This window comes from Pseudomonas sp. FSO-7 (assembly GCF_059579345.1).
Genome location: NZ_CM184193.1, coordinates 5050515 through 5077011, shown reverse-complemented (window position 1 = coordinate 5077011; position 26497 = coordinate 5050515). Strand labels below are relative to the sequence as shown.

29 protein-coding genes are annotated in these 26497 nt (G+C 61.4%); 11 read left to right on the top strand and 18 right to left on the bottom strand.

Features of this window, described 5'->3' with window-relative positions; translation table 11 throughout:
• Window positions 1-21: 21 nt before the first annotated feature.
• The 7 genes from AC515T_RS22215 to AC515T_RS22185 all read right to left on the bottom strand — a co-directional run bounded on the left by AC515T_RS22215 (window position 22) and on the right by AC515T_RS22185 (window position 6008).
• Window positions 22-1449: a di-heme oxidoreductase family protein gene (locus tag AC515T_RS22215; protein WP_496530039.1), complete on the bottom strand. Its 1428-nt coding sequence runs from the start codon at window positions 1447-1449 to the stop codon at window positions 22-24.
• 274 nt (window positions 1450-1723) lie between these two features.
• The gene (locus tag AC515T_RS22210) at window positions 1724-3064 is read right to left on the bottom strand and encodes a sensor histidine kinase (RefSeq protein ID WP_496530038.1); all 1341 of its coding nucleotides are present in this window, start codon (window positions 3062-3064) and stop codon (window positions 1724-1726) included.
• A 67-nt stretch (window positions 3065-3131) separates the two neighbouring features.
• Window positions 3132-3569 carry a Spy/CpxP family protein refolding chaperone gene (locus AC515T_RS22205; RefSeq protein ID WP_496530037.1) on the bottom strand — a complete coding sequence of 146 codons (438 nt, stop codon included), beginning with the start codon at window positions 3567-3569 and terminating at the stop codon, window positions 3132-3134.
• 337 nt (window positions 3570-3906) lie between these two features.
• Entirely contained in the window at window positions 3907-4584 is a 678-nt protein-coding gene (locus AC515T_RS22200) for a response regulator transcription factor (protein WP_122569321.1), read from the bottom strand.
• A 7-nt stretch (window positions 4585-4591) separates the two neighbouring features.
• Window positions 4592-5002 (bottom strand): SH3 domain-containing protein, encoded by a 411-nt coding sequence (locus AC515T_RS22195; protein ID WP_060740967.1) that lies wholly within the window; start codon window positions 5000-5002, stop codon window positions 4592-4594.
• A 108-nt stretch (window positions 5003-5110) separates the two neighbouring features.
• On the bottom strand, window positions 5111-5410 hold the full coding sequence (locus AC515T_RS22190) for a YciI family protein (protein ID WP_496530036.1): 300 nt from the start codon (window positions 5408-5410) through the stop codon (window positions 5111-5113).
• A 1-nt stretch (window position 5411) separates the two neighbouring features.
• Entirely contained in the window at window positions 5412-6008 is a 597-nt protein-coding gene (locus tag AC515T_RS22185; protein WP_003204874.1) for a septation protein A, read from the bottom strand.
• Window positions 6009-6095: 87 nt separating this feature from the next.
• On the opposite strand from AC515T_RS22185, the gene AC515T_RS22180 reads away from it, so the two are divergent.
• From AC515T_RS22180 to rluB, 5 genes are all read left to right on the top strand, one after another.
• Complete coding sequence (locus AC515T_RS22180; protein WP_060740970.1) at window positions 6096-6959, top strand: PHP domain-containing protein; 864 nt, start codon at window positions 6096-6098, stop codon at window positions 6957-6959.
• A gap of 13 nt (window positions 6960-6972) precedes the next feature.
• A complete protein-coding gene (locus tag AC515T_RS22175; RefSeq protein ID WP_053124883.1) occupies window positions 6973-7602 on the top strand; it encodes an L-threonylcarbamoyladenylate synthase in 630 nt (209 codons plus the stop codon).
• Window positions 7603-8433, top strand: coding sequence for a segregation and condensation protein A (locus AC515T_RS22170; protein WP_496530035.1), 831 nt, complete (start codon window positions 7603-7605; stop codon window positions 8431-8433).
• An 11-nt stretch (window positions 8434-8444) separates the two neighbouring features.
• A complete protein-coding gene (scpB, locus tag AC515T_RS22165) occupies window positions 8445-9398 on the top strand; it encodes an SMC-Scp complex subunit ScpB (RefSeq protein ID WP_496530034.1) in 954 nt (317 codons plus the stop codon).
• Between the two features lie 380 nt (window positions 9399-9778).
• Window positions 9779-11014, top strand: coding sequence for a 23S rRNA pseudouridine(2605) synthase RluB (gene rluB, locus AC515T_RS22160; RefSeq protein WP_496530033.1), 1236 nt, complete (start codon window positions 9779-9781; stop codon window positions 11012-11014).
• A 233-nt stretch (window positions 11015-11247) separates the two neighbouring features.
• Here the strand turns inward: rluB and AC515T_RS22155 are convergent, their stop codons facing one another.
• Window positions 11248-12213 (bottom strand): leucyl aminopeptidase, encoded by a 966-nt coding sequence (locus AC515T_RS22155; RefSeq protein WP_496530032.1) that lies wholly within the window; start codon window positions 12211-12213, stop codon window positions 11248-11250.
• 93 nt (window positions 12214-12306) lie between these two features.
• Window positions 12307-12444 carry a hypothetical protein gene (locus tag AC515T_RS22150; RefSeq protein ID WP_003178782.1) on the bottom strand — a complete coding sequence of 46 codons (138 nt, stop codon included), beginning with the start codon at window positions 12442-12444 and terminating at the stop codon, window positions 12307-12309.
• Between the two features lie 646 nt (window positions 12445-13090).
• Between AC515T_RS22150 and AC515T_RS22145 the strand changes: the two genes are divergently transcribed.
• Together AC515T_RS22145 and arfB are read left to right on the top strand one after the other, a co-directional pair.
• Window positions 13091-14512, top strand: a complete 1422-nt coding sequence (locus AC515T_RS22145; RefSeq protein WP_496530031.1) for an amino acid permease — start codon at window positions 13091-13093, stop codon at window positions 14510-14512.
• Window positions 14513-14706: 194 nt separating this feature from the next.
• Window positions 14707-15120 carry an alternative ribosome rescue aminoacyl-tRNA hydrolase ArfB gene (gene arfB / locus AC515T_RS22140; protein ID WP_496530030.1) on the top strand — a complete coding sequence of 138 codons (414 nt, stop codon included), beginning with the start codon at window positions 14707-14709 and terminating at the stop codon, window positions 15118-15120.
• Here the strand turns inward: arfB and AC515T_RS22135 are convergent.
• From AC515T_RS22135 to AC515T_RS22125, 3 genes are all read right to left on the bottom strand, one after another.
• Window positions 15117-16316, bottom strand: coding sequence for an MFS transporter (locus AC515T_RS22135; protein WP_496530029.1), 1200 nt, complete (start codon window positions 16314-16316; stop codon window positions 15117-15119). The two genes, arfB and AC515T_RS22135, sit on opposite strands and share 4 nt — an antisense overlap.
• Window positions 16317-16418: 102 nt before the next feature.
• On the bottom strand, window positions 16419-16649 hold the full coding sequence (locus AC515T_RS22130; protein ID WP_496530028.1) for a hypothetical protein: 231 nt from the start codon (window positions 16647-16649) through the stop codon (window positions 16419-16421).
• A 37-nt stretch (window positions 16650-16686) separates the two neighbouring features.
• The gene (locus tag AC515T_RS22125) at window positions 16687-16830 is read right to left on the bottom strand and encodes a hypothetical protein (RefSeq protein WP_496530027.1); all 144 of its coding nucleotides are present in this window, start codon (window positions 16828-16830) and stop codon (window positions 16687-16689) included.
• Window positions 16831-17173: 343 nt separating this feature from the next.
• On the opposite strand from AC515T_RS22125, the gene AC515T_RS22120 reads away from it, so the two are divergent.
• The gene (locus AC515T_RS22120) at window positions 17174-18799 is read left to right on the top strand and encodes a methyl-accepting chemotaxis protein (RefSeq protein ID WP_496530026.1); all 1626 of its coding nucleotides are present in this window, start codon (window positions 17174-17176) and stop codon (window positions 18797-18799) included.
• A gap of 218 nt (window positions 18800-19017) precedes the next feature.
• On the opposite strand, the gene AC515T_RS22115 is transcribed toward AC515T_RS22120, so the two are convergent.
• The 3 genes from AC515T_RS22115 to AC515T_RS22105 form a co-directional block, all read right to left on the bottom strand.
• The gene (locus AC515T_RS22115) at window positions 19018-20040 is read right to left on the bottom strand and encodes a transporter (protein WP_496530025.1); all 1023 of its coding nucleotides are present in this window, start codon (window positions 20038-20040) and stop codon (window positions 19018-19020) included.
• A gap of 185 nt (window positions 20041-20225) precedes the next feature.
• Window positions 20226-20531: a PepSY domain-containing protein gene (locus AC515T_RS22110; protein WP_496530024.1), complete on the bottom strand. Its 306-nt coding sequence runs from the start codon at window positions 20529-20531 to the stop codon at window positions 20226-20228.
• 121 nt (window positions 20532-20652) lie between these two features.
• Entirely contained in the window at window positions 20653-21780 is a 1128-nt protein-coding gene (locus tag AC515T_RS22105) for a glycerophosphodiester phosphodiesterase (protein WP_496530023.1), read from the bottom strand.
• Window positions 21781-22016: 236 nt separating this feature from the next.
• Between AC515T_RS22105 and AC515T_RS22100 the strand changes: the two genes are divergently transcribed.
• Window positions 22017-22343 carry a DUF2025 family protein gene (locus AC515T_RS22100; RefSeq protein ID WP_496530022.1) on the top strand — a complete coding sequence of 109 codons (327 nt, stop codon included), beginning with the start codon at window positions 22017-22019 and terminating at the stop codon, window positions 22341-22343.
• Between the two features lie 268 nt (window positions 22344-22611).
• On the opposite strand, the gene AC515T_RS22095 is transcribed toward AC515T_RS22100, so the two are convergent.
• Window positions 22612-22926 carry an antibiotic biosynthesis monooxygenase family protein gene (locus AC515T_RS22095; protein WP_496530021.1) on the bottom strand — a complete coding sequence of 105 codons (315 nt, stop codon included), beginning with the start codon at window positions 22924-22926 and terminating at the stop codon, window positions 22612-22614.
• Window positions 22923-23633: a CTP synthase C-terminal region-related (seleno)protein gene (locus tag AC515T_RS22090; protein ID WP_496530020.1), complete on the bottom strand. Its 711-nt coding sequence runs from the start codon at window positions 23631-23633 to the stop codon at window positions 22923-22925. Before AC515T_RS22090 ends, AC515T_RS22095 begins: the two co-directional genes overlap by 4 nt.
• A 14-nt stretch (window positions 23634-23647) precedes the next feature.
• Between AC515T_RS22090 and AC515T_RS22085 the strand changes: the two genes are divergently transcribed.
• Window positions 23648-24595 (top strand): LysR family transcriptional regulator, encoded by a 948-nt coding sequence (locus tag AC515T_RS22085; RefSeq protein WP_496530019.1) that lies wholly within the window; start codon window positions 23648-23650, stop codon window positions 24593-24595.
• Between the two features lie 3 nt (window positions 24596-24598).
• Here the strand turns inward: AC515T_RS22085 and AC515T_RS22080 are convergent, their stop codons facing one another.
• Window positions 24599-25207, bottom strand: coding sequence for a TetR/AcrR family transcriptional regulator (locus AC515T_RS22080; protein ID WP_496530018.1), 609 nt, complete (start codon window positions 25205-25207; stop codon window positions 24599-24601).
• Between the two features lie 189 nt (window positions 25208-25396).
• On the opposite strand from AC515T_RS22080, the gene AC515T_RS22075 reads away from it, so the two are divergent.
• Window positions 25397-26455, top strand: a complete 1059-nt coding sequence (locus AC515T_RS22075) for an MBL fold metallo-hydrolase (protein WP_496530017.1) — start codon at window positions 25397-25399, stop codon at window positions 26453-26455.
• Window positions 26456-26497: the final 42 nt, after the last annotated feature.

The window sequence follows — 26497 nt, the reverse complement described above, 5'->3', positions numbered from 1 at the left end:
TCCCATTTCTGGAAAGGGCATTTAAAGGGAATTCAGAAAGGCCAGCAACGCAGCGCGCTGCTCGGCATTGAACGCTAAAACCTGGCGTTGCGCCGCTTGTGCTTCGCCGCCATGCCACAGCACGGCTTCGAGCAGATTGCGGGCACGACCGTCATGCAGGAACTGGGTGTGGCCGTTGACGGTTTCGGTCAAGCCGATGCCCCACAGCGGCGGGGTCCGCCAGTCACGGCCGCTGGCCTTGAATTCGCTGCGGTTGTCGGCCAGGCCTTCGCCCATGTCGTGCAACAGCAGGTCGGTGTAGGGGCGGATGACCTGGTTCGCCAACTCCGGTTCGGCGGCGTTGGCGGCGGTGGTGTATTTCGGTGTGTGGCAAGACTGGCAACCGGCCTGGAAAAACAGATTCTTGCCCGCCAGTACTTGGGGTGAATTCACGTCGCGACGGGCCGGCACCGCGAGGTTGCGGCTGTAGAACAGCACCAGGCGCAGAATGTTGTCGCTGACCTCCGGCTCGCCGTTCGGACCGTTGCCACTGGGGGCGCGCTTGCAGTCGACCTGGGCCTCGGTGCAATCGTCGAAGGGCCGCAGGCTGGTGGTCAGGCCCATGTCACCGGAGAACGCGTGGACGTTCTGTTGATTGAGGTTGGGCTGGCCGGCCTTCCAGCCGAAACGCCCCAGTACGGTTTTTTGCTGGGCATCGTCCCAGACCTGGTTGGGGCGGCCGGCGACGCCGTTGTTCTCCCGCGCCTGGGCTTTGGCGTTCGCCAGGAGCGCCTCGTCGGGGATGGCCTCCAGCAGACCCAGGCCGATCATCGGCGGTGCCACGCGGGCCGAAAAGCGCGTGTCGGGGTGCATCGGGCCATAGCCCAGCTGGGTGATCTGCAGGTTCGGCTTGCGCAGTTCGACGACGGTGCCGTCCTTGAAACGCACCGGGACTGGCGTGTAATCGACCCGCACCTTGCCTTCGGGGACGACGCCGGGCACCGACATGTCCTGCAATTGCCCACCGTAGACCGGCTCCGGCACCACCCCCAGTTGCTCGATGACCCTGGCGTAAGGTGGCGCGTCGGGGATCGACAGGCGCACCAGCATCGACACCGCGCTGGTCGCGTCCGGCGCCGGCGGATGGCCGCGGCCGTCCTTGACGTGGCAGTTCTGGCAGGCGTTGGTGTTGAACAAGGGCCCGAGGCCGTCCCGGGCGGTGGTGGTCGAGGGGGCAATCACCCAGGGGCTGCGGAAGAAACTGTTGCCGACGCTGAAATCCACGCGCCGCGAAGGCGGCAGATTGGCCGAGGGCAGGGAAAAGGCGTTCTGATCGCTCTTGCGCACCGTCGCGGCGCCACCGGAACGGGCTTCACCCGGTTCGGCCTGGGTAAAACGCGGGGCATCATCGCAGGCACTCAGGCCCAGGGCCATGAACAGTGCGCATAAGCGAAGAGGCAACGACGGCATCGGGCGACCTGGGAGATAGGTGAAAAGAGGGCGCAAAGTCTAACAGGGCGGGGCGGTTTGAATAAGAGGGATTATCGTTTGGTTTGATGAGATCGCGCTTGCCGTCGGGTTCGCCCGCGTCGCTCACCTCGCCTTGTTTGATTTCCTGTGGCGAGGGCGCTTTTGTGGCGAGGGAGCTTGCTCCCGCTGGGCTACGAAGTAGCCCCAAGATTTTGCGGTTGCTGCGTAACCGAGCGGGAGCAAGCTCCCTCGCCACAGGGTTCATTTTTTGACCTTAAGGTTGTACCACTGCCCCCGGCACCAACGGCAGTTCCAGCGTCGCGATAAACCCCCCGCCAGGATGATTGCCCAACACCAATGCACCGCCATGGCGTTCGGCGGCACGACGCGCGATAGCCAGGCCCAGGCCATGGCCGGCGGCGGTCTGGCCGGGTGCGCGGTAGAACGGCTCGCCCAATTGCCCCAGGTGCTCGGCCTCCACGCCGGGCCCGTGGTCGCGCACGCTGATCAGGATCCGTTCGCCCTGGCGCACCGCGCGCATCTCAATGGGTTTTCCGGCTGGATTGAAGCGCTGGGCGTTGCGCAGCAGGTTGTCCACCGCTCGCTCGATCATCGTTGGCCAGCCCTTGAGGGTCAGGTCCGCCTCGGTTTCAAGCTGCACGGTTTGATCCGGTGACGCCAGTTGCGCATCTTTTTGCAGGGTGACCAGCAAGCCGTTGAGTTCCACCTCTTCGGCGCCAGCGTTGTCGGCATCGACCCGGGCCAGGACCAGGATTTCGCTGATCAGCGCCTCCAGGCGATCGCATTCGCGGGTCAGGCGCGGCCAGAGTTTTTCACGTTCCTCGGGGCTGGCCCGTTCAGCCAAGGCCAGGGCAATGCGCAGCCGGGCCAGGGGCGAGCGCAGTTCGTGGGACACGTCGCGCAGCAGTTGGCGCTGGCTGGCGATCAAGCTTTGCAGGCGCGCGCCCATGCGGTTGAAGTCGGTGGCCAGTACGCCGAACTCGTCCCGCCGGTTGGCCAGTTTGGCGAGGCTGTTCTGCTGGTAGGCGGCCTGGCCCAGGTCATGCACCGCGCCGCGCAGTCGATTCAGCGGACGGGTGATGGAGAGCGTCACCAAGAGGCTGAACAAGGTCAGCACCACCAGCGCGATCCCCAATGCACTGAGGGGCCAAAGCAGGCTGCCGCGGTGCCAGGCGTCCAGTTCGGGATGGGGGATACGGTAGATGAACAGGTAGGTGTCGCCACTTTTGGCGCTGGTGAACTCGTCGGTCAGCCGCCGCCAGGGCAGGCGTCGGTCGTCGTTTTTCTGTCGGGCCTCGAAGGCTGCGGCACGATGGGGGAAGGTGCCGCGGACCACCGGGTCGCCGCTTTCGTTGAACACCTGGACGTCGATGTGATACTGGCGCTTGCGCTGTTGCAAGATGTCCTGGGCGGCGTCCTCGCCCTGGCTTTCGTAGGTTTGCGTCCACTCTTCGGGCAGGGTATTGAGGCCAGGGTGACGGCTGAGGATCCAGGCGTCCTGGTTCAGCATGTGGCCCATCAGGATCGAAAGCCCTGCAACCAGGGCGATGGCCAGCCAGAAACTGGCCAGGATGCGCCAGAACAATGAACGCACGATAAATCCTCGAAAACAAAGAAAGCCCAACGGCGATTGGCCGTTGGGCTGGGCAAGCTTCAGTGCATTATTGCGCTTTTTGCGGTTGTTGCGCTTTCCAGGCTTTGAACTCAGCCCACTCGGCGCGACGTTCGGCCTGTTTCTTCTGGATCGCGTCGAATTCTTTTTGCTGCTCAGGCTTCAACAATCCGCGGATCTGGGCATCGACCTTCTGATGCCGGGCTTGCATCTCGTCCTGCATGGCTTTCTGGTCGGCTGGCGACAGCTTGGCCAGGTACTTGTCGACCAGTTCCCGTTGTTCGTGACGCTGTTCGCCCATGATCCGGCGAATCTGCTGGCGTTGTTCGCGGCTCAGGTCCAGTTGGCTGTAGGGGCCTTTGTCGTGCATCTGGCCGCCGTGACGCGGGCCGTCCATCGGCCCCATCGGGCCGGGGCCTTCGGGCATGGCCATGGCGACGGTCGGCAGGGCGGCAGCGAACATCAGAGCGATAAGGGTCTTGCGCATGGTGTGTCTCCTTGTCTCGTTCCCGGTCAGTTCCGGATGTGTGCAGATTACGGAGATCAAGGTCAGCGGCGGTCAGGGGCGCGTAAAGCTTGGGTAAAGACGGTTTGGGGCGGAGCTGACAAAACTGCAGGGCGGACACAACACACTGTGGCGAGGGAGCTTGCTGGGATGAAGGCGCTTTTGTGGCGAGGGAGCTTGCTCGCGCTGGGCTGCGCAGCGGCCCCAAGCTTTTGCGGTTGCTGCGCAACCGAGCGGGAGCAAGCTCCCTCGCCACAAAAGCCTCTAGGGGCTGTAATAGCACTCACAGTCTCTAGGGCTGTAATAGCAGCCACAACCTCTAGAGGCTGTAGTAGTAGCCCCGGCTACGCAGCGCCACGATGCGCGGACGGCCGTCGGGGTGGGGGCCGATTTTCTTGCGCAGGTTACTCACGTGCATGTCGAGGCTGCGATCGTACAGGGTCAGTTTGCGGCCCAGGGCGATCTGCGCCAGTTCCTGCTTGTCCAGCGGCTCGCCCGGTTGCTTGAGCAATGCTTCGAGCAGGCGGCTTTCGGAAACGGTGAGGGTCTGTTCCTGTTCGTCGATGCTGACCACGCCACGCACCGGGCTGAAGGTCAGGTCCCCCAGTTCGATCTGGCTGGACACGGCTGTCGGGTGGCTGCGGCGCAGCACGGCGCGCAGGCGGGCGGTCAGTTCCCGGGGGTCGCAGGGCTTGGCCAGGTAGTCATCGGCGCCCAGTTCCAGGCCAAGGATACGGTCCAGCGGTTCACCCCGGGCCGACAGCATCAGCACCGGCAATTCCGGGTGATCGGTGCGCAATTGCTTGAGCAGTTCCAGGCCACTGCCGTCGGGCAGCATCACGTCCAGGACCACGGCAGCCGGGGCGGTTTCGGCCAGGGCCTTGCGGGCACTCTGGCCATCGTGACAGGCGCGGGCCTGAAACCCTTCCTGGCTCAGCCAACTCACGAGGAGCTCACACAGCTCCTGGTCATCATCTATCAGTAACAGCTCGCTCATGACTCACTCAATTTAGCCATTGCCGACGTTGTCTACGTCCACCGCTGGCAAAGATACCGCAGAGCAAGGCCAATAGCGCTACCCCGGCACCAATGACGAACCATTGCTGTTGATCGGTCAGCAGGCGCGGCAGCGGGCTGGCCTGGGCTTCCTTGAGTTGCAGCTTCAGGCGCTGGTTCTCCTGACGCAGCCGGGCCAGCACAGCGCTCTCGCGTTCGCTGTCGGCATTTTGCAGTTGTTTGCTCAGCTCTTCACGCTGGCGCTCGCTGTCCTTCAAGCGTTGCTGCAATTCAGCGATCTGGCCGCCGGCGCTCAGGGACAAGGGCGCCGAATGACTGCCCTCGGTGCTTTCCTCGCCATGGGCGGGCGCTCCGATCGCCAACGAGACCAACAACAGGCACAACGGACCTTTGCGCATTGCAACTCCTGAATTCCAATCGAGATTAGACAGGTTGTCGGCAGGCGAATGAGAAAGATGAGCAACGGGGGCAATGAGCCGCGAAGGCCCATCGCGCCAGGGGAGGATTTACGGCAGGACTTGCTTGAACGGCTTGACCACGACATTGGCGTAGACGCCGGCCGCCACGAACGGATCGGCCTCGGCCCAGGCCTGGGCGGCGACCAGGGAGTCGAACTCGGCCACGATCAGGCTGCCGGTGAAACCCGCGGCGCCCGGGTCATTGCTGTCCACCGCCGGGTGCGGGCCGGCCAGTACGATACGGCCTTCGGCCTTGAGCTGTTGCAGGCGCTCCAGGTGTGCCGGGCGCACGGCCAGGCGTTTTTCCAGGGAATCGGCGACGTCGGTGGCAATGATTGCGTAGAGCATGTCAGTCCTCGGTTTTAGGCGTGGTGGGGTCGGCATCGTGCAAGTGACGGGACAGGTAGATGCCCTGGCCAATCAGGAACAGCAGCGTCATGCCCAGGCTGCCGAAGACCTTGAAGTCGACCCAGTACTCCTGGAACGTGAACGCAACGAACAGGTTGGCGGCGCCGCAGAACAGGAAAAACGCGATCCAGGCGATGTTCAACCGGGTCCAGATCAGTTCAGGCAGGTTGATGGCATGGCCCATGATGCGCTTGATCAGCAGGCGGTCACCGATGAAGTGGCTGCCGATGAAAGCGAGGGCAAACAACCAGTTGACCACCGGGGCCTTCCATTTGAGGAAGGTTTCGCTGTGGAACGCCAGGGTCAGGCTGCCGAACACAAGGCAGGCGATCAGGGTCAGCCACTGGCTCTTCTCCAGCTTGCGCTGGGACACGAACAGCGCGCCGTAAACCACCAGGGAGCTGATGATCAGCACTGCGGTGGCGCTGTAAATACCGCCTACAGTCAAGGAGTGACCGGCGAAATCGACGGCTCGGGGATCAAGTTTGTAGACGATGAAAAACAGCAGGAGCGGGATGAAGTCGATGAATTGTTTCACAGTGGCAGCCAGAAGCAGGATGTGGCGGCATAATAACAAACATCCTTGGCCGCGATAGGGCCAGCTGATTTGAGGTAACAAACTCTCGTGAATGTTGATTTGCACTGCCATAGCACGGCCTCCGATGGCGCCCTGGCGCCTGCGGTTCTGGTGGCGCGGGCGTTCGAGCACGGCGTGCGAGTCCTGGCCCTGACCGATCACGACACCCTCGAAGGGCTCGACGAGGCCCGCAGCGCCGCCACGGCGCTGGGCATGCAGCTGGTCAACGGGGTCGAATTGTCCTGTACCTGGGGCGGGGCGACCATCCATGTGCTGGGCTACGGTTTCGATGTGAACGCGCCGGCGCTGGTCCAGGCCATCGCACAACTGCGCGACGGGCGCTGGCTGCGTTCCGAAGAGATCAGCCGCAAGCTGGCCCTCAAAGGCATGCCCGGGGCGCTGGACGGCGCCCGGCAGATCCAGCAGGAACTGGGCGACAGCGGCAACGCACCGGCCCGGCCACACTTTGCCGACTGGATGGTGCGCGAAGGGTTCGTCAAGGATCGCGCCGAAGCGTTCCGAAAATGGCTGGGGGCCGGCAAGCTGGGGGACGTCAAGCAACATTGGCCGACCCTGGAAGAAACCGTTCAGACCCTGCGGGCCGCTGGCGCCTGGGTCAGCCTGGCGCATCCATGGCACTATGATTTCACCCGCAGCAAGCGCCGCCGCCTGGTCGCCGACTATATTCAAGCGGGGGGCCATGCCATCGAGGTGGTCAACGGCCATCAGCCCGCCGAGCAGGTGGGCAGCCTGGCGATCCTGGCCCGTGAGTTCGGTCTGCTGGTCACTGCCGGCAGTGATTTCCATGGTCCTGGGGGCTGGTCCGAGATTGGCGAATACCGCCCGTTGCCGGAAGATCTGCCACCACTATGGTGTAGATTCAAACATGATCCCGTTACCGCCGCCGTCTGAACAGGTAGAACACGTGAGTCAATTTTTCCAGATTCATCCGGAAAACCCGCAAGCGCGCCTGATCAAACAGGCCGTGGAAATCATTCGTGGTGGTGGCGTAGTGGTCTATCCCACCGACTCGTCCTACGCCATCGGTTGCCAGATCGGCGACAAGAATGCCGTGGAGCGTGTCAGACGCCTGCGTCAACTGGACGACAAGCACAATTTCGCGCTGATCTGCAGCGATCTTTCGCAGTTGGGCCTGTTCGCCAAGATCGACACCGGCACCTTCCGCTTGCTCAAGGCCCATTTGCCGGGGCCGTACACCTTCATTCTCAATGCCACGCGGGAAGTCCCGCGGCTGTTGCTGCACCCGAAAAAACGCACCATCGGCCTGCGGGTGCCGAGCCATCCCATCGCCCTGGCGCTGCTGGCGGAACTGGGTGAGCCGCTGATGAGCGTGACGCTGATCATGCCCGGCGAGACCGAGCCGTTGACCGATCCCTATGAGATGCGCCAGATCCTCGAGCATCAGGTGGACCTGATCATCGACGGCGGTTTCGGCGGCATGTCGGCGTCCACGGTGATCAACCTGGCCGATGGCGAGCCCCAGGTGGTGCGCGTCGGTTGCGGCGATCCGACGCCGTTCATGGTCGAGGCCTGAATGTCCGCCGTGGAAACCGCCGTGGACAATGTCGACAGCCAGGCCGGCGCGCAGCAGGAGTTGCCGTTCGCCATGGTCTATGGCCAGGCGGTCATGGAAATGCCCCTGGACCTGTACATTCCCCCGGATGCGCTGGAAGTGTTCCTCGAAGCCTTCGAGGGCCCGCTTGACCTGCTGCTGTACCTGATCCGCAAACAGAACATCAATATCCTCGACATCCCCGTGGCGGAAATCACCCGCCAGTACATGGGTTATGTCGAGTTGATGCAGTCGGTGCGCCTGGAACTGGCGGCCGAGTACCTGGTGATGGCGGCCATGCTCGCCGAGATCAAGTCGCGGATGCTGCTGCCGCGCTCGGCCGAGGTCGAAGAGGAAGAGGACGATCCGCGGGCCGAGTTGATCCGCCGCTTGCAGGAGTACGAACGCTTCAAGGTCGCGGCCGAAGGCCTCGATGGCTTGAACCGGGTGGGGCGCGATGTGGTGGTACCCAAGCTCGATGCGCCGCAAGCGCGGGCGCGCAAGTTGCTGCCGGATGTGAGCCTGGAAGAGCTATTGATGTCCATGGCCGAGGTCCTGCGCCGAGGCGATATGTTTGAAAGTCACCAGGTCAGCCGCGAAGCGCTGTCCACCCGCGAGCGCATGAGCGATGTGCTGGAGCGGCTCAAGGGCGGCGGCTTCGTGCCGTTTGTCGAGCTGTTCACCGCCGAGGAAGGGCGGTTGGGGGTGGTGGTGACGTTTATGGCGGTCCTGGAATTGGTCAAGGAATCCTTGGTCGAGCTGGTGCAGAATGAGCCGTTCGCAGCGATCCACGTGCGGGCACGAGCCGAATAACGAGCAAATCAATGAATCTGACTGAACCCCGCGAGCTGGCCCCCTTGCTTGAAGCTTTCCTGTTGGCCTCGGGAAAGCCGCAATCGATGGAGCGCCTGTTCGAACTCTTCGAAGAAGGCGAGCGGCCCGAGCCGGCCGTGTTCAAGAAAGCCCTGACGCTGTTGGGCAAGTCCTGCGAGGGGCGGGCGTTCGAACTCAAGGAAGTGGCGTCCGGTTATCGCCTGCAGATCCGCGAGAAGTTCGCGCCCTGGGTCGGGCGCCTGTGGGAGGAGCGGCCGCAGCGCTACTCCCGCGCCATGCTTGAAACCATGGCGTTGATCGCCTATCGCCAACCGATCACCCGGGGCGAGATCGAGGATGTACGGGGCGTGGCGGTCAACAGCCATATCGTCAAGACGTTGCTGGAGCGCGAGTGGATCCGCGTCGTTGGCTATCGCGATGTGCCGGGCAAACCCGCGATGTTCGCCACCACCAAGGCCTTTCTCGATCACTTCAACCTGAAGAACCTGGATGACCTGCCGCCGCTGGCCGAACTGCGGGAGCTGGAACCCGAACCGATGCTGGAGTTCGACGACGCCCCGGTACCCCAGGGCCTGCAGGAATTGGCCGACGCCAGCGCCGAGCCTGAGGAGCCGAAGGAAGAGACCAGTTTCCACTCGTTGTTGTTGGAACTGGACACCATGGAGGAGGGCTTGAAGACCGATTTCGACGATCTGCTGCGTGAGGGGCCGGGGTCTGAAAGCGAAATGGATGAACCCGCGCAACCGGGCAGCGAAGTTGGACTTCAGGCCGAACCTGACCCCGAACCCGAAGAAGACATTCTTGGCGTAGCCGCGGCCCGGGAAAAACTGCTGGCCGCCGTCGCCGCCCTCGAACCACGCGACCCTGAGCTCAGCGATGAAGAAGCCGAAGCCCGTGCCCTGGCCGAGGCGATCGAGAACGAACGGCGTCAGTTCGACGATTGACCCGATTTTCTGGAAAGCATTGCCGACCGCCACAACCTTTCAGTGACCGGACCACCGCTATCGCGAGCAAGCTCGCTCCCACAGGGAATTGGGGGCACCGGGTTCCTGTGACCACCGCAGATCCACTGTGGGAGCGAGCTTGCTCGCGATAGCGGTCTGACAGCCAACATTAGCAATCGCGCGCAGGCTCGTTCCCGCATGAATACTGTGCATCACCGGTCGGCGGAAAAAGCGCTGAAGGTTCGTCGATCAGCTAGTCTCTGATGCGCAATCGCCTCAACAGGCGTATGATTCGCGACCCTTTGGCGATCCCTTCGTCGAAGACCCGTTTTCAAAGCGTCAGGCCAAGCCTGGCTCGACCACACCGGGAGGTGCCCAGAATGAAAGACCAAGACCAGAACGACAGCCAGGAAATCGGCCCAGCAGGCGAGAAGCTGCAAAAAGTCCTCGCCCGTATCGGCGTCGGTTCGCGCCGCGACGTGGAAGCCTGGATCACCCAGGGCCGGATCAAGGTCAACGGCAAAGATGCCACCTTGGGCCTGCGTGTCGACATGCACGACGCCATCACCATCGATGGCAAGGTGATCAAGCGCGAAGAGGCCGCCGAAACGGTGCGCCGCGTGATCATGTACAACAAACCCGACGGCGAAATCTGCACCCGTGACGACCCGGAAGGTCGCCCGACCGTGTTCGACAAGATGCCGCGTCCGAAAGAAGGCCGCTGGATCAACATCGGTCGCCTGGACATCAACACCACCGGTTTGCTGATGTTCACCACCGACGGTGAGCTGGCCAACCGTTTGATGCACCCGTCCTACGAGATGGACCGCGAATACGCCGTGCGTGTGCGTGGCGAAGTCGACGACGAAATGATCGAGCGCCTCAAGGCCGGTGTTGTGCTGGAAGACGGCCCGGCGCGTTTCACCGACATCAAGCAGGCGCCCGGCGGTGAAGGCTTCAACCACTGGTATCACTGCGTGGTGATGGAAGGCCGTAACCGTGAAGTGCGGCGTTTGTGGGAATCCCAAGGGCTGGTAGTCAGCCGCCTGAAGCGCGTGCGTTTCGGCCCGGTGTTCCTCAACTCCGACCTGCCCATGGGCCGCTGGCGTGAAATGAGCCAGTACGAAGTCGACATCCTCGCCGCCGAAGTGGGTCTCAAGCCGGTGGCAATGCCGCAGATGACCGCCAAGAGCAAGGACAAGCTGGAGCGGATGCAGCGTAAATCCTCGCGTCCGATGGGCAAGACCGAGCGCGTGCGTACGCTGCGTCCGGCGGCTGAAGGTGCGCCGACTGGCCCGCGTCCTTCCCGCGAGCCGCAGATCGAAGGCGAGCGCCCGGCTCGCAAGCCTGCGCCTCGTCAGGACGGTGAGCGTGGCCCACGTACGCCGCGTCCGGCCAATGGTCGGACCGAGCGCGGTGAAGGTCGCGGTGCCCCAGCGGGTCGCGGTACGCCAGTCGCCGATCGCCCGGCCGACACCAAGCGTCCGGCCAAGCCGGCACCGAAAAAGCGTCCGGGAATCGTCCTGGCCGACCGCGACACGCCATCGGGCAAGCGCCGTGGTGCACCGGCAGGTTCGGGACAGCGTCCGGGGTTTGGGCGTCGTAAGCCGGAGTGAGATCGCGGTGAGTTTCTAGCTGCAAGCTGCAAGAAAAAACGCCAACCGTTGGGTTGGCGTTTTTTTTGTCTGGCTTTAGTGATGCAGTGCCTTTGAATCCGTCTTCGCGAGCAAGCCCGCTCCCACATTTGATCTTCAGTGGACATAGCATTTGTGATCACCGGCGATCCAGTGTGGGAGCGGGCTTGCTCGCGAAGAGGCCAGCAGGCCCACCACTCCCCCCAAGGTTGCCCCTAAAGCACAAACCGCCCATCAAACATCGGCTCATTATCCAGCGCCAACATCCCCTTCTCGAAAATCAGATCCAGGTGATGGCTGCCCTTGGCCCCGCCACCCAGTCCCAGGTGCAGGCCGCAGTGGCGTTCCTCGAAACCGGCGTTGCGGGCGTACAGGCTCTTGACCCCTTCGTTGGTGCCGATCCCCAGCTCCTCGATGCGGCGGTTGGACGGGTTGGCGTCCAGGTATTTGTTGAAATCGTGCTCCAGGCCCGGCACGTCGGTGGCGATTTTCTGAATGGTGGAGTCTTCGATCCACAGCTCCAATGGCGATTGCAGCACGCCGTATTTACGTGCGAACGGGATGGTGCTCAGGAACGTGCCGACGAAATTCACCCGGCCATTGATGGTGTCGCTGTGGGTGGCGATTTCGCCGGGGGCCAGGTCGTAGTTGCCGAGGCCGTTGATGTCGGTCCACTTCTTCACGCCGCCCAGGGCTGTGTCGAAATATGAACCGTGGTCATCTTGGAAACTCAGGGTCGTCGCCTGGGACATGCGCCGGATCAGGTGACTGTTGAGCCCGGCGATACGCTGGGGAATCACGCTGAAGGTGTCGTAGAAATAATCGCCGTAGTCCTTGAACAGCAGCGATTTCTTCCAGTTGTCGGCCATCACGCCTTGCAGCGCGCGGACAAAGTCCGGGCCGTCGGGACGTGGGCTGGGCAGGGTGGAAGAGTCGTAGAAGAAAATATACAGATCGCTGTCGGCAATGGCCTTGGACAGGCGCTCCGTGGACTCGAGGTCCAGGCGCATGGCGCTGAACCGGAAGGGCGAGCCGCTGCCCGCCTGTTCGGCAATGGCGCCAGTCAGCGCTTCGTAGTCAGCGGTATGACCGAGCAACACCTTGGCGGGCTGGATGCCGGCCAGGGCGGGATGGTGTTCGAGGTAGTAAAGGAAATGTGAGATGGCTTGTTGTGTGTCCATGCTTATTCTTCCCTGACAAGTTCATTTAACTTCCCTGACAACCGGCGAAAAGTGGCGGAGTCGACCGGCCGGATCGCCTCCGCCGGGCAGTGCCTACAGAGGCCACATCGCCGTGCCGAACGGAACGACAGCGTCGGCTTGCATCATTTCAACAGCGGCTTCATGGGTCGGGGCTTCAAACCATTCGTCCAGTTGCAGTTCGGTTTCCAAGTCTTTGTCCAGTGCTTGCATAGTGAATCTCCTAGATGACTTTTACGGAAATCAACGGCCCGATTCGGCGAGTGTAAACAGGCCGGCAACGGCACCGCAGGACTTGTCGGCACGATGCCTTGGCAAGTCGCTGAAAACCTAGTCGAGGGTTTTTTGGATTGCAAAAAAATAATTTTATTTTTTTCGTTTGAACTTTTTTTCCATTTTCGCCGAAGAAATTACTCATTCAAAAACAGTTGGCTGTGTAGTTTTTTACTTAGGTAGCTAGCTACCGTCAATTTGCAGTCAGCTTACAGAAAATTCCTACGTGGAAATTTTGCGTTACGGTTTGTAAAGAAATGCTGACGATTTTTGCCTATCAGGCCGGTTTGTATCGGTGTTTGGCTGCGCTGTAAGAAAAAGCTGCCGAAGAGGCCGGTTTGACGGTTTTTCCGACACTTCGCAGCGCTTGTTTCAAACCGGCGGGACGGGTCAGATGCGCGGCAGACCTGAAGGACGGGGTGCGCGGGTGTCTGGTCGCAGTGGGGCAGCGGTGTACAATGCGCCGCGTTTTACTGTGACCCTTCGCGTACCCACGCATTTTCAAGGTTATCCGCCTTGTTCACTCCGCCACGCCACGAGCGTGTCGGGTTCGATTTCGTCACAGATAAAAACAAATAGGTGACGCATGACCGTTGTAGAAAATACGCATTCAGGCGAGCTGAAACGCGGCCTGAAAAATCGACACATTCAACTGATCGCCCTCGGTGGCGCGATCGGCACCGGCCTGTTCCTCGGCTCGGCGGGGGTGCTGAAATCAGCCGGCCCGTCGATGATCCTCGGCTACGCCATCTGCGGCTTCATCGCCTTCATGATCATGCGCCAATTGGGCGAAATGATCGTCGAAGAGCCGGTCGCCGGGTCCTTCAGCCACTTCGCCCATAAGTACTGGGGCGGTTTCGCCGGGTTCCTGTCGGGTTGGAACTGCTGGATCCTCTACATCCTGGTGGGCATGTCCGAGCTGACCGCGGTCGGCAAGTACATCCATTACTGGGCCCCGGACATTCCAACCTGGGTGTCGGCGGCGGCGTTTTTCATCCTGATCAATGCAATCAACCTGGCCAACGTCAAAGTCTTTGGCGAGGCGGAGTTCTGGTTCGCGATCATCAAGGTCGTGGCGATTGTCGGCATGATTGCCCTGGGCAGCTATTTGCTGGTCAGCGGTCATGGTGGCCCGCAGGCGTCAGTGACCAACCTGTGGTCCCACGGAGGGTTCTTCCCCAACGGCGTGAGCGGCCTGGTGATGGCCATGGCGATCATCATGTTCTCCTTCGGTGGCCTGGAAATGCTCGGTTTCACCGCCGCAGAGGCCGACAAACCGAAAACCGTGATCCCCAAGGCCATCAACCAGGTGATCTACCGGATTCTGATTTTCTACATCGGCGCCCTCGTGGTGCTGTTGTCCCTGACCCCTTGGGACAGCCTGCTGACCACCCTTAACGCCTCCGGCGATGCCTACAGCGGCAGCCCGTTCGTGCAGGTGTTCTCGATGCTGGGCAGCAACACCGCTGCGCATATCCTCAACTTCGTGGTGCTGACCGCCGCGCTGTCGGTGTACAACAGCGGCACCTACTGCAACAGCCGCATGTTGCTGGGCATGGCCGAGCAGGGCGATGCGCCCAACGCCTTGTCCAAGATCGACAAGCGTGGCGTGCCGGTGCGTTCGATCCTCGCCTCGGCGGCGGTCACGCTGGTGGCGGTGCTGTTGAACTACCTGGTCCCGCAGCATGCGCTGGAGTTGCTGATGTCACTGGTGGTCGCGACCCTGGTGATCAACTGGGCGATGATCAGCTACTCGCACTTCAAGTTCCGCCAGCACATGAACCAGACCCGCCAGACGCCGCTGTTCAAGGCGTTGTGGTACCCGTACGGCAACTACATCTGCCTGGCGTTCGTGGTGTTCATCCTGGGCGTGATGCTGCTGATCCCCGGCATCCAGATCTCGGTCTACGCGATTCCGGTGTGGGTGGTGTTCATGGCCGTGTGCTATTGGATCAAGAACAAGCGCAGTGCCCGGCATGAACTGGCGGTGGCGGCGGCTGCCAAGTAAGCACGTAACCCTGTGGGAGCGAGCTTGCTCGCGATAGCAGTGTGTCAGTCAACATCAATGCTGCTGATCCGCCGCTATCGCGAGCAAGCTCGCTCCCACAGGGGTTCTGCAGTGTTCATGGAATTTGTATTCACCACAGGGAGCTGTCCGGGAGATTCGCGGTATCCTGTGGGGCCTGATACCGGACACTTTCCATGCTGGTCATTTCCAACACCGTGCACATCCCGGACGCCGAGATCGAGCTGACGGCCATCCGCGCACAAGGGGCCGGGGGGCAGAACGTCAACAAGGTCTCCAGCGCCGTGCATTTGCGCTTCGACATTCCGGCCTCGTCGCTGCCCGAGTTCTACAAGGAGCGGTTGCTGGCCCTGCGCGACAGCCGCATTACCAGCGACGGTGTGCTGATCATCAAGGCCCAGCAATACCGTACGCAGGAACAGAACCGGGCCGACGCGCTGGAGCGCCTGGCCGAACTGATCCTCAGCGCCACCAAGGTCGAAAAGAAGCGTCGCCCGACCAAGCCGACCCTGGGTTCGAAAAAGCGTCGCCTGGAATCCAAGACCAAGCGCGGCTCGATCAAGGCCGGCCGCGGCAAGGTGGATTTCTAATTCTTCTCCCGCGCTTCACGGTACCGAGGCGCCTGCCGGTACAGGTAGACACTCAGTGCCAACCCGCCCAGGGCCGCCAGGGCGGCGAACAGAAAGATCGAGGCAAAGCCGAAACCCGCGGCAATCGCACCGGCCAGTGGCCCGGTGATCCCCAACGATAAATCAATGAACAGCGAATAGGCGCCCACCGCCGCCCCACGGCTGGAAGCTGGCACCAGGTTGACCGCTTCCACCCCCAGCGCCGGAAACACCAGGGAAAAGCCGAAACCGCTCAACGCCGCGCCCGCCAGGGCCCATTGGGCGTCCGGTGCGAGCCAGAGCAGTAACAAGCCGAGGGTTTCCACCGACAGGCAGGCAATCGCTACGCGAAAGCCGCCCAGACGGTTGATCAGGTTGCCGAACAGCAGACGCGCGCCGATGAAGCTGGCGCCGAACAGGCTCAGGCACAGCACGGCGTTGTCCCAGTGCTGCGTGGCGTAGTACAGGGTGATGAACGTCGCGATCGTGCCAAACCCGATGGAACCCAGGGCCAGGCCGCAGCCGTGGGGCAGTACACGCCCGAGCACGTGCATGAACGGCAGGCGCTCGCCCGTGACGATGGGTGCCGCGGTTTTGCGCCAGGCCAATGCCAGCCCCAGCAAACCCAGCAAGATGATGCTGACGCCCATGCTCCACAGCCCCAACGCATTGACCAGCCACACCCCCAGCGGAGCACCGATCGCCAGCGCGCCGTAACTGGCGATACCGTTCCAGGAGATCACTTTGGCGGTATTCGCTGCACCGACCCGGCCGATGCCCCAGCCAATCGAACCAGAGCCCACCAGGCTTTCCGCGCTGCCCAGCACCAGGCGACCGATCAACAGGCTGATCAGGCTGAATGTTGGCAGGTGTGGCGTCCAGGCCGACACCAGCATGAACACACCGCTCAGCCCGCAGCCGGCGAGGCCGAACATCACCGCGCGCTTGCTCCCCAGGTTGTCGATGATTCGCCCTGCGTAAGGGCGACTGAGCAGGGTGGCCAGGTACTGCACGCTGATCACCAGCCCGGCGATCACCGCGCCGAAACCCAGTTCGCCGTGGACGAAGCCGGGCAGCACGGCCAGGGGAATGCCGATATTCAGGTAGCCGATGAAGGTGAACAGGACGATGGAAACGACTTGCAGCGTGACCGCCAGGGGGCGCGGGGAATCTGACATGGGAAAGAGGTCCACGGAGCAGCAGGATAGATAGGCTGCTTATGATAACGGCGACCGTGGCGTCCGGACGCAGAAAAGTAAAACTATTTGCCCAATGGTGGTTCAGCTGTCGTGCTGTCCGCTGACCAGGCGCGTGGTGACCAGCGCGGCGATGGCGTTCTCTTCGCTGCCGAAACGCGCCAGCAGGGCCGCTTGTTTCTCGGCGGAAAGGCGGGTCCAGATATCGACCATTTTCTCGGCGGTGCCGATCAGGAGGCTGGCCTGGGGGGCGCTGAAGGGAGGGGTGTCATCGCTCATGGGGGCACTCGGGTTCAGGCAGTGTGGAAAGCGCATCTTAGCGCTTTCCACACGGTCTGGTGGTGCGGGTCAATCAGTCTTCGCTGTCGGCCTGGCGGCGTTCAGTGGGTTGCTTGGGCTCGGGTTGCTGGGCATCAGGTTGCCCCCCGGCTTGTAGCGTGGTCGTCTGCTCAGTGTCGTGCAGGCTTGGGAAGGGGAGATTAGGGATCTCGTGCATATCGCGCTCCTCGCAAAGTCTGTTGATAGATCTGGTAGATCCGCGCTTTTACAAAGCCTGGGCAGGATACAGCAGGAGAAATGACAAAAAGACTATTAAATCCCGTTGTGCCGACAAAAGGGATTGTCTGGACAAGTCATGACCAATCTTGCTTTACGCTGGCTTGGGCGAGCGTTCCTGACGGCTGACAGGGATTACCAATAGTCGGCAAGGCATCAAGAATGCACCTGAAGTGCCGATGGCATGTATATATCCCGCCGCACTCGGTCGCGATACCGGACATGGAGGTCGGGGCGTGTCGCTCCGTGAGCTCGGCTCTTTTTATTGCCATGAGATCCCCTCCATGTTTCTACAAAAATCCTTGAGAGCCCAGATCCTTGCTCTGCTCAGCGGCAGTTTGCTGGCGATACTGTTGATCGCCCTGGCGTCCTTTCATTTCCTGTCCGAGGGCGTCCAGAATTATCGCAACCTGATTGATGGCCCGTTGCGCGCCTCGCAGTTGATCGACGAGGCCAACCTGCAATTCAAGGTGCAGGTCCAGGAATGGAAAAACGTCCTGTTGCGCGGCAAGCAGCCAGCGGACCTGGATAAGTACTGGAAGCAATTCGAAGAGCGCCAGCACGATGTCCAGGGCATTCTGGGTGAGTTGATCGGGCACAAAGACCTCCCTGCCCAAATCAAGGCGCGCATTGAACGCCTGCGGGACGAACACCGTCAGTTGGGTTCGGCGTACCAGAAGGGCCGGGACGCGTTTGTGGCGGCAGGTGCTGACGCGGCGGCCGGTGATGCGGCGGTCAAGGGCGTCGACCGTGCTGCCAGCGAGCAGATGAGTGCGCTGGTGGCTGAGTTGCGCCAGATGGGCAACGAGCAATCGGTGTCGATCAGTGCCGGGGCCGACCGGACCATTATGCTGGGTACTGTGGTGATGCTGGTCTCGGGCCTGCTGATCGGGGTATTCAGCCTGTGGCTGGTCAACCGCAATCTGGTGCAGCCCATCCGCAACCTGATCGCATACGTGACCCAATTGAGTCACGGCCGTTTCGCCGAGCGGGTCGTCAGCAATCGCCAGGACGAACTGGGCGATCTCGCCCTGGCGGCCAACACCTTGCGCGATTTCCTCGCCGAAACCTTCACGCGCCTGCAACGCAGTGCCACGGAACTGGACAGTGCCAGCGGTGAGCTCAATGCCATCGCCAGCCTGATGAGCCAAGGCACCAGCGAACAATTCGAACGCACCGATCAGGTGGCAACGGCCATGAACGAGATGTCCGCCACCGCCCAGGAAGTTGCCCGCCATGCCGCCGATGCGGCGCGGGCTGCCGATGATGCCGATCAATCGGCGCAGCAGGGCGAGAAAGTGATGCAGGGCACTGTCCACACCATCACCCGGATGCGTGGCGAAATTGCCAACACGGCCACGGTTATCCGTCGCCTGGAAACCGACAGCGGACGCATCGGTAAAGTGCTTGAAGTGATTCGCGGGATTGCCGAGCAGACCAACCTGCTGGCCCTCAACGCTGCCATCGAAGCGGCACGGGCGGGTGAGGCCGGACGCGGTTTCGCGGTGGTCGCCGATGAGGTTCGCAACCTGGCCCAGCGCACGGCGTCATCGATCATCGAGATCAATCAGATCATCCAGACCGTGCAGACTGGCGCGGTGGACGCGGCCCAGGCCATCGAAAGCGGGCAGTCGCGCAGTGAAGAAAGTGTCGAGCAGGTGACCCAGGCCGGTGCCATGCTGGAGCGCATCACCCAGGCGGTGGAAGCGATTCGCGACATGAACCGCCAGATCGCCACCGCCGCGGAAGAGCAGACCTCCGTGGCCGAAGACATCTCGCGCAACCTGACTGAAATCACCTGCATCGCCAGCACCAACCTCGACAATGTGCAGCGCACCGAAGCGGCCAGTCGGGATTTGCATGGGTTGTCGGGGCAGTTGAATGAAGTGACGGCGCGGTTGAGTGCCTGACGGTATTGATCTGTTTGCAATAGGGCCTGATTAACACCTGTGGCGAGGGAGCTTGCTCCCGCTGGGCTGCGCAGCAGCCCCAAGGCCATTCAACGCGGTGGGTCAGGAATAGAACGGTTGGCAGCTTTTACGGCTGCTGAGCAGCCGAGCGGGAGCAAGCTCCCTCGCCACAAAAGCTCATGCGAGCGTGAAGTGAGCAGGGGGGCAGAGGAACGCTCTCAATAATCGCGCCGCTTGCGAAACGCCCATCGGCCTGCAATCACGGTGAAGGTTGCCACCAGCGCCACGAGGATCCAGAAGCCTTCGGGGTCGCTGGCCAGCGGTACCCCGCCGACATTCATGCCGAAAAAACCGGCAATGATGTTGATGGGCAACGCCAGGACCGTGACCACCGTCAGGGTGAACAGCGTGCGGTTGCTTTGTTCGTTGAGGTTGGCGGCGATCTCTTCCTGCAGCAGCTTGATCCGCTCGCCCAGGGCGGTGAGGTCGTTGATGATCAGGGCGAACTCCTCAGTCGACTTGCGCAGCTCCTTGACGTCTTCCTTCTGCAACCATTGCGGTGGGCGGTTGAGCAGGCGCAGCAACGAGCCTGGCTCCAGGGCCAGCAGGCGTTGCAGGCGCACCAGCACGCGGCGTTGGGCACCTAGCTCGGCGCGGTTGGTGGACAGTCGCGAAGAGAGCAGTTGGTCTTCGATCTGGTCGACGCTGAGGCTGGTCTTGCGCACGATCTGGGTCAGCACTTCGCCTTGGTCGCGCAGCAGATGCACCAGCAGTTCCAGCGGGGAACGAAAGCACTCACCGGCCTTGACCGATGAGCGCAGCTTGTCGACCGAATGCAAAGGTTGCAGACGCGCGCTGATGATCAACCGACTGTGCACGCACACCCACAACGTCGATACGTCCGAGGACACCAGGTTGCTGAGGTTGAACACGACATCGTTCACCACCGCCAGCAGTGCCGAGTCCACATGTTCGATACGGGTCGAGCGCGAGCCTTCGTGCAGGGCTTCGAAGAACTCCTGGGGCAAGGCCAGGTGACTCTTCATCCAGCGCTCGCAGGCCGCGTGGGCCAGGTTCAGGTGCAGCCAGAGGAATTCGTCGGCGTCTTGCGGTTGTTGCAGGCTTTGCAGGGCCTGGGCCGAATCGATCTCCCGACCACGCTCGCCGGGGCGGAAACGAAACCCATAAAGCAGGCCGAACAGGTCCGGATCGCGATGGCTTTGGTCGATGCTGTGGTTCATGAGGGCTCGCTGGCGGGGAGTGCCTGTCGCGGCGACAACAGGTTCACTTGAGCGGCATCATTGCAGGGTTTTTTGAAGGTTTTGTGACAGTTGAGCGGCGGCGTTCAGACCGGGCAGCGGTTTACATACGTACACGAAGAAGCCGCGCAACTTGAAAGTTGCGCGGCTTCTTTTTAACCGATGGATTAAGTGTCTTGCTTGTCGGACAGGACTTTGCCGGTTGTGGCATCGAAGTCCACATCAAACTCTTTGCCATCGGCAGTTTTCAGTTCCACCTCATATTCGTAGCCGTTGAAGTGGTTATCCAGGTCGGTGTCGGTGATGGTGGCGCCTGGGTGCAACTTCAGGGCTGCTTCATTCATCGATTCAAGGGACTTGATCTTGCCTTCCTTGACCAACTGAGGAACCTGATCGATTCGTACATCGGCCTGGGCCAGGCCTGCAGTGAGGGTCAGGGCGGCAGCGGTGAACAGGGCAGTCAAAGTTTTCATACGTCTTTCCTTATGTCGTTAAAGGGTGAGTCGTTTAAGTGGGTTCAGATTATCTGTGGCAACTTAATTCACCCTTAATTCGAAAAAACATTGTGCACGTTTCCTGGAAACGTCTTTCGACTCAGTAGCCGTTCTTCTTCAAGAGTTGCGCCACACTGCCTGTTTCGGGACGCTTGAAGTACTTGAGCAACTCACTGGCCCGATTGGTGAAAATGCCATCCACGCCAGCCTCCATCACTTTCTTGAAGTCCACCGGCTCATCGACGGTGTAGACATGCACCAGCAAACCCTGGTCATGGGTGTACTGGTTCATCCACGGCTGCACCAGGTCCGAGTAACTCTGGCTGCCGCCATGGGTCAACGCCGCCGAAGGGCCCGTGCCGATGGCGCCATGGGCCTTGGCATACTGGACCCACTGCTCGAACTCGGCCTTGTCCTTGGGTTCCTGCTTGGCGTAATAGGCGGCCTTGTCCGTTTCACCAGACTCGGCAAACGTCACCTTGGACTTGGGTTCGATGTTGCCTTCGCCCACCCACAGCAGCAGGATCTTCGGCACCTTCGGCATCTCTTTGTGCAGCAGTTCGAGGCTGTTCTTTTCAAAGGTCTGCAAAACCACTTTGCCCTTGCCCTGGCCGACACCGATGGCGCGCTTGGCCAGTTTGGACCCGGCGGGGCTCAGCCAGCCACGGTCCTGCAGTTTGTCCTTCAGGTCGCGCTCGATGCCAGGGAACAGCTTCGGCTCCTTGGTTTCGATGTACAGCCCGGGTTTTTGCTGCGGGTTGCCCTCGGCGATGTTGATCACTTCATCAAGAGTCAGGATTTTCAGGCCGACGAAGGAAGGGCGCGCGCGGTCCGGGTAGGCCGTGTTGAACCAACTGCCGGCATCGAGGGTTTTGAGTTCCGCCATCGTGAATTCGTTGGCAGTGCTGTCCTTGCGTTCGGGAAACTTGCTCGCGACATCCGTGGTGCGCAGCAGGCTGTCATCATGCAGGACGAACAACACACCGTCCTTGCTGCGTTGCAGGTCCAGTTCCAGATAGTCGGCGCCCAGGTCGCGGGCCAGCTTGTAGGCGGCGGCAGTGGATTCCGGTGCGTCGAACGAGGCGCCGCGGTGGGCGATGACCGCCGGGTGGGGAATGCCTTGAAGGGTTGCCAGGGCCTTGGGGCTCGGGGTTTCGGAGGCTTGTGTCTGACCGAAGCCGAGCAACAGGCTCAGCACCAAGGCGCTACGGGTGAAGGTGACAGGCATGCTCGAGATCCTTTCGCAGGGGCAAAAACCTATCTTTTAACAACTGAACGCTGTTGGCGCTATCGCTACACCGACATAAACCTGCGTAAAGCAGATTTTTCCCACGCATTTTCAGGCCGCTTTGCAGTACTCTTGGCCGCACCAGTTTCCCCGGCAGAGGGAAACCTTAAAATTCGCTTGCCCTGCGTGTAAACCATCGATCAGACGTCCCGAGGGACGCATCCATGAGGTTTACCATGCACACCACTTCGACATTCATCTGCCAGGCCGCCGACCAGCTCAAGGGTTTTGTCGGCTTGAACCGCAAGACCGGCCAGTACATCGTGCGGTTCAGCGAAGACGCCTTCGGCATGGACGTGGCCGACGACGGCATCATCCCCACTTGCGAATTTGTCTGGGCCCCCGCGGCAGACGGCACCATGGCCCTCAAGCGCGAGCGAGTCCAGTTGTTGCTGGACCAGAACATCGACGACCGCATCAACCTCACCGAACCTTTGCGGGTGTACATGGCCCGCAGCGACCTGCCGGAAATCGTGGCGGTGCGGCAGTTGGTGGAAGGCTGAGCCCTCGATCTTGAACTGAACAGAAACCCTGTGGGAGCGAGCTTGCTCGCGATAGCGGTGGATCAGACAACATCATAGTGACTGAAACACAGCCATCGCGAGCAGGCTCGCTCCCACAAGGATTTGCGTTGAGCAATGAATTGGTGAGCACCTGGGAAAAATGTGGGAGCGAGCTTGCTCGCGATAGCGATGGATCAGCCAACATGATCGTGACTGACACACCGCCATCGCGAGCAAGCTCGCGCCCACAGGGATTTGCTTCCTGGCATCAGATTGGGCGTTGGAAGGCATAGTCCCGTTCGACCTTGCACACCCTCGTGTGGCAATGGGTATACCAGGTGGAGCGGCCTTGCTCACGAATCGCGCTGTGTTCGGGATGCTGCTTCCAGGCCAGGATCGCTGCTTCATCGCTCCAATAGGACACGGTAATTCCCAAACCATCGTCGCCACGGGCCGATTCGACGCCTAAAAATCCGGGCTGCTCCCGGGCAAGGGCCAACATGCGTTCGGCGGTTTCGGCGTAGCCTTGGTCCCCCTCGGTACGCCGGGAGGTGAAAATGACTGCGTAATAGTGGGCGCTCATGACATTTTCCTCGCGCAGGCTTCGACAAACGCGCGGACCAGCGGCGGCACGCGGCCGTCCAACGCGGCACGTTCAGGCTGGAACAGTGTGGCGACAAAGAACGGATGGTCCTGCAACTCCACCGCTCGCAGGTCGCCGGCCGTATCCCGGGCGACGGCGTGCAGGCGCTGACTCAGCAAGTCTTTCTCAAAATCCGGATTGACCCCGAAGCGGCAATGGTAGCCCTCGAACGCTGTCTGTCGGCCATAGGCCCTGGCGATCAACGAGCCCGCCTCGAACTGAAGGCTGTCGATGGTTTCCACCAAGGCACAGCTCAGCGGCGTCAGCAGCGCCCGTTCAGCCTCTGGAGAGGTTTCACCATGGACGGCGTCGACCCACCCCATCACGTGACGGGCATATTCCAGCACGGCGTGCTGAAAACCACCGCAGGTGCCCAGGAAAGGGCGACGCTGTTCGCGGGCAAAACGAATGGCTTGCAAGGCGCCGGCTTCGTTTTGGTAGGGGCTGCCGGGCACGCACCAGACACCGTCGAAATCCTCCAGCACTGCGTTGTCGGTAATGAGCGGCGTCGCCAGCCATTGCAAGCGAATGGCATGGCCGGTTTGTGTGCCCGCCAGCTCAAGTGCGAGGGGGATCGCCCGGTGAGCGGTGATGTGTGGGTCGTGGTCGCCGACCAGGGCGATGTTTAAAGGACGCTGTTTTTCCATGGGAGGCTCGCCGCTTGTTGATTCCTGATAGCCACTATAGATTGGCGTTTACGCAATCAATATTGGCGTTTACCCAAGTGATCAATGCAGCGGCGCACTATCGTCTGGACTATTCCGATCTGTCCCTGATCCTGGCGCTGGTCCGTGGCGGCTCGCTGGCCCGGGCTGCTCGGCTGCTGGAGGTGGACGTGTCGACGGTGTTTCGTTCGGTACGTCGGCTGGAGGCAGCCCTGGGCCAGCCCTTGTTCGAGAAAAGCCGTTCCGGGTACTTGCCCACGAGCCTGGCCCAGGCATTGGCCGAACAAGCCGAGCGCGCCGAGCAGGCGTTGGAGGCGGCGCGGGTGGGGGTGGAGCAGGGGGGCGAGGTCATCAGCGGGACGGTGCGCCTGACGTGCAGTGATTCAGTCCTGCAAGCGTTGTTGCTGCCGGCGCTGGCGCGTTTCATGCCTGCTTATCCGGCGTTGGCCCTTGAGTTGAGCACCTCGAACGACTTTGCCAACCTGAGCCGCCGCGATGCCGACATTGCGTTGCGACTGACCCGTACGCCGCCGGAACACCTGGTCGGTCGCAACCTCGGCAACGTGACGTTCCGGGTGTGTGCCGGCGCCACCTACCTGCGCTCGGCGAATGTGGATGACCTGGCCGCCATGACCTGGATCGCGCCGGACGATTTCCTTCCGGATCACCCCACCGTGGCCTGGCGCCGCCTGCATCTACCCGGCGTAGTGCCCGCCTATCGCTGCAACAGCATGCTCTCGGTTACCGAACTGGTGCGGGCCGGTTTAGGCGTTGCGGCGCTGCCGGACTTTCTGATCGACGAGAACCAGGGCTTGAGGCCCCTTGGCGAACCCCTGGTGGGATACGACACCGCCCTGTGGCTTCTGACTCGCCCGGACTGCCGGGCCTTGCGTTCGGTGGTGACCTTGTTCGATGAGTTGGGACGCAATCTGCGGTGGGGCTGACACTCAGGCCTGGTAACGACTCAGGAACATGTCGAGGGCCGATTCGATCACTTGGGCCTGCTGCTCCTGGGTCAGGCTCGGTTGCCCCATCGAAACCTGCGGCCAAAAGGCGAACGTCTTGAGCAGTCCATGCATTTGCTGCGCGGCAAATGCCGGCTCCACGGGCTTCAACCGACCATCGGCCTGGGCCTGGCGAATCCAGGCTGTCAGGCCTTCTTCACGCTGGCCCATGCGCGACACCATGTCTTGGGCTCGCTCCGGGGAATGAATCGTTGCGGCGATGGCGATGCGCGCCAGGTCGAGGAAATTCTCATCCGCCAGCAGATGCAGTTTGGCTTGCAGTAACGTTTGAAGCTGCTCTCGGAGCGGCGTTTGCGGGCTGTAAGGCATGTCCTGTTCTGCGGTAATGCTGTTCCATAACCGATTCAGGATTTCGGCAAACAACGTTTCCTTGCTCGGGAAATGGTTATACACCGTGCGCTTCGATACGCCGGCAGTCGCTGCGATCCTGTCCATGCTGGTGATCTCGAAACCGCTGCTACGAAATTCAGCAATCGCAGCCTGGAGGATGGCTTCGCGTTTTCGCTCGGTAAGGCGCTGCGGTACGGTCATGGGCAATTCGTCGGTTGAAATGAGAGAACTTACACTCGGCAGTTTACTTGCTCCCGGGATTCATGCAATCTGGAAACTACACCGAGTGGTGTAGCTTTGCGTCAAACGGCTGAGCGTGCATGCAACGGCCATCCAGCGTCCCACAACGACGAAGCGCAATGGCGACGACGTCCTTGGAGTTATCGCACCATGACCATTCCTTCTCTTTCGACCGACAGCCCGTCTGCCCAGCATTTATCCCGGCATGAACAGGGCAAGTATCGCAATCACGCCTCCACTCCACGGCAAGGGTTCGGCACGACCCTGCGCATCATTTGGAACATGACCTTCCACAAGCCGCGCGCTACCCGGCCCGCGGGCGCCATCGAGGTTCAACCGCTGACGCGCGCCGCGTTGCTGGCCGCGCCGAATCACAGCGTCTTCCGTCTCGGCCACTCCACCGTGCTGCTCAAGCTGCGGGATAAATTCTGGCTGACAGACCCGGTGTTCTCCGAACGTGCCTCACCCGTGCAATGGGTCGGCCCCAAGCGTTTCCATCAGCCGCCCATCAGCCTGGAAGAGTTGCCGCCGATTGAAGCGGTGATCCTTTCCCACGATCATTACGACCACCTCGATCATCAGGCGATTCTCAAGCTGGCGGCCAAGACCCGCTATTTCCTGGCGCCCCTGGGTGTAGGCGACACCTTGATCAAATGGGGCGTCGACGCCAGCAAGGTGCGTCAGTTGGACTGGTGGCAAGGCACCGAGGTGGACGGTATCGAGTTCATTGCCACGCCCTCCCAGCATTTTTCCGGGCGCGGCCTGTTCGACAGCAACAGCACCTTGTGGGCCTCGTGGGTGATGATCGACGGCGCCACGCGAATTTTCTTCAGTGGCGATACCGGCTACTTCGATGGTTTCAAACGCATCGGCGAACAATACGGCCCCTTCGACCTGACGCTGATGGAAACCGGCGCCTATAACGTCGATTGGCCCCATGTCCACATGCAGCCGGAGCAGACCCTGCAGGCTCACATCGACCTGAAGGGCCGCTGGCTGCTGCCTATCCACAACGGCACGTTCGACCTGGCGATGCATGCCTGGTATGAACCCTTCGATCGCATCCTGGCCCTGGCCTGGGAGCGCAACGTTTGCATTGCCACTCCGCAAATGGGCGAAGCATTCACCCTGACGCAGCCGCAACGTGGCCGCGCCTGGTGGCTGGACGTGGAGCCTTCGGCATACCAGGACCGGGCCGGTATCGCCTAGGCTTTGTACGACAAGTGCCTGCGCGACGATCATGCTGCGTTG

Coding starts and splice junctions, on each gene's coding strand:
- AC515T_RS22105 (WP_496530023.1), bottom strand. CDS start 21,780: ATGCCTGTCACCTTCACCCGTAGCGCCTTGGTGCTGAGCCTGTTGCTC.
- AC515T_RS22125 (WP_496530027.1), bottom strand. CDS start 16,830: ATGCACGAGATCCCTAATCTCCCCTTCCCAAGCCTGCACGACACTGAG.
- AC515T_RS22190 (WP_496530036.1), bottom strand. CDS start 5,410: ATGCTCTACGCAATCATTGCCACCGACGTCGCCGATTCCCTGGAAAAA.
- AC515T_RS22090 (WP_496530020.1), bottom strand. CDS start 23,633: ATGGAAAAACAGCGTCCTTTAAACATCGCCCTGGTCGGCGACCACGAC.
- AC515T_RS22100 (WP_496530022.1), top strand. CDS start 22,017: ATGCACACCACTTCGACATTCATCTGCCAGGCCGCCGACCAGCTCAAG.
- AC515T_RS22095 (WP_496530021.1), bottom strand. CDS start 22,926: ATGAGCGCCCACTATTACGCAGTCATTTTCACCTCCCGGCGTACCGAG.
- AC515T_RS22195 (WP_060740967.1), bottom strand. CDS start 5,002: ATGCGCAAAGGTCCGTTGTGCCTGTTGTTGGTCTCGTTGGCGATCGGA.
- AC515T_RS22115 (WP_496530025.1), bottom strand. CDS start 20,040: ATGAACCACAGCATCGACCAAAGCCATCGCGATCCGGACCTGTTCGGC.
- AC515T_RS22215 (WP_496530039.1), bottom strand. CDS start 1,449: ATGCCGTCGTTGCCTCTTCGCTTATGCGCACTGTTCATGGCCCTGGGC.
- AC515T_RS22130 (WP_496530028.1), bottom strand. CDS start 16,649: ATGCGCTTTCCACACTGCCTGAACCCGAGTGCCCCCATGAGCGATGAC.
- AC515T_RS22075 (WP_496530017.1), top strand. CDS start 25,397: ATGACCATTCCTTCTCTTTCGACCGACAGCCCGTCTGCCCAGCATTTA.
- AC515T_RS22120 (WP_496530026.1), top strand. CDS start 17,174: ATGTTTCTACAAAAATCCTTGAGAGCCCAGATCCTTGCTCTGCTCAGC.
- AC515T_RS22200 (WP_122569321.1), bottom strand. CDS start 4,584: ATGAGCGAGCTGTTACTGATAGATGATGACCAGGAGCTGTGTGAGCTC.
- arfB (WP_496530030.1), top strand. CDS start 14,707: ATGCTGGTCATTTCCAACACCGTGCACATCCCGGACGCCGAGATCGAG.
- rluB (WP_496530033.1), top strand. CDS start 9,779: ATGAAAGACCAAGACCAGAACGACAGCCAGGAAATCGGCCCAGCAGGC.
- AC515T_RS22170 (WP_496530035.1), top strand. CDS start 7,603: ATGTCCGCCGTGGAAACCGCCGTGGACAATGTCGACAGCCAGGCCGGC.
- AC515T_RS22080 (WP_496530018.1), bottom strand. CDS start 25,207: ATGACCGTACCGCAGCGCCTTACCGAGCGAAAACGCGAAGCCATCCTC.
- AC515T_RS22150 (WP_003178782.1), bottom strand. CDS start 12,444: ATGCAAGCACTGGACAAAGACTTGGAAACCGAACTGCAACTGGACGAA.
- scpB (WP_496530034.1), top strand. CDS start 8,445: ATGAATCTGACTGAACCCCGCGAGCTGGCCCCCTTGCTTGAAGCTTTC.
- AC515T_RS22155 (WP_496530032.1), bottom strand. CDS start 12,213: ATGGACACACAACAAGCCATCTCACATTTCCTTTACTACCTCGAACAC.
- AC515T_RS22135 (WP_496530029.1), bottom strand. CDS start 16,316: ATGTCAGATTCCCCGCGCCCCCTGGCGGTCACGCTGCAAGTCGTTTCC.
- AC515T_RS22205 (WP_496530037.1), bottom strand. CDS start 3,569: ATGCGCAAGACCCTTATCGCTCTGATGTTCGCTGCCGCCCTGCCGACC.
- AC515T_RS22145 (WP_496530031.1), top strand. CDS start 13,091: ATGACCGTTGTAGAAAATACGCATTCAGGCGAGCTGAAACGCGGCCTG.
- AC515T_RS22110 (WP_496530024.1), bottom strand. CDS start 20,531: ATGAAAACTTTGACTGCCCTGTTCACCGCTGCCGCCCTGACCCTCACT.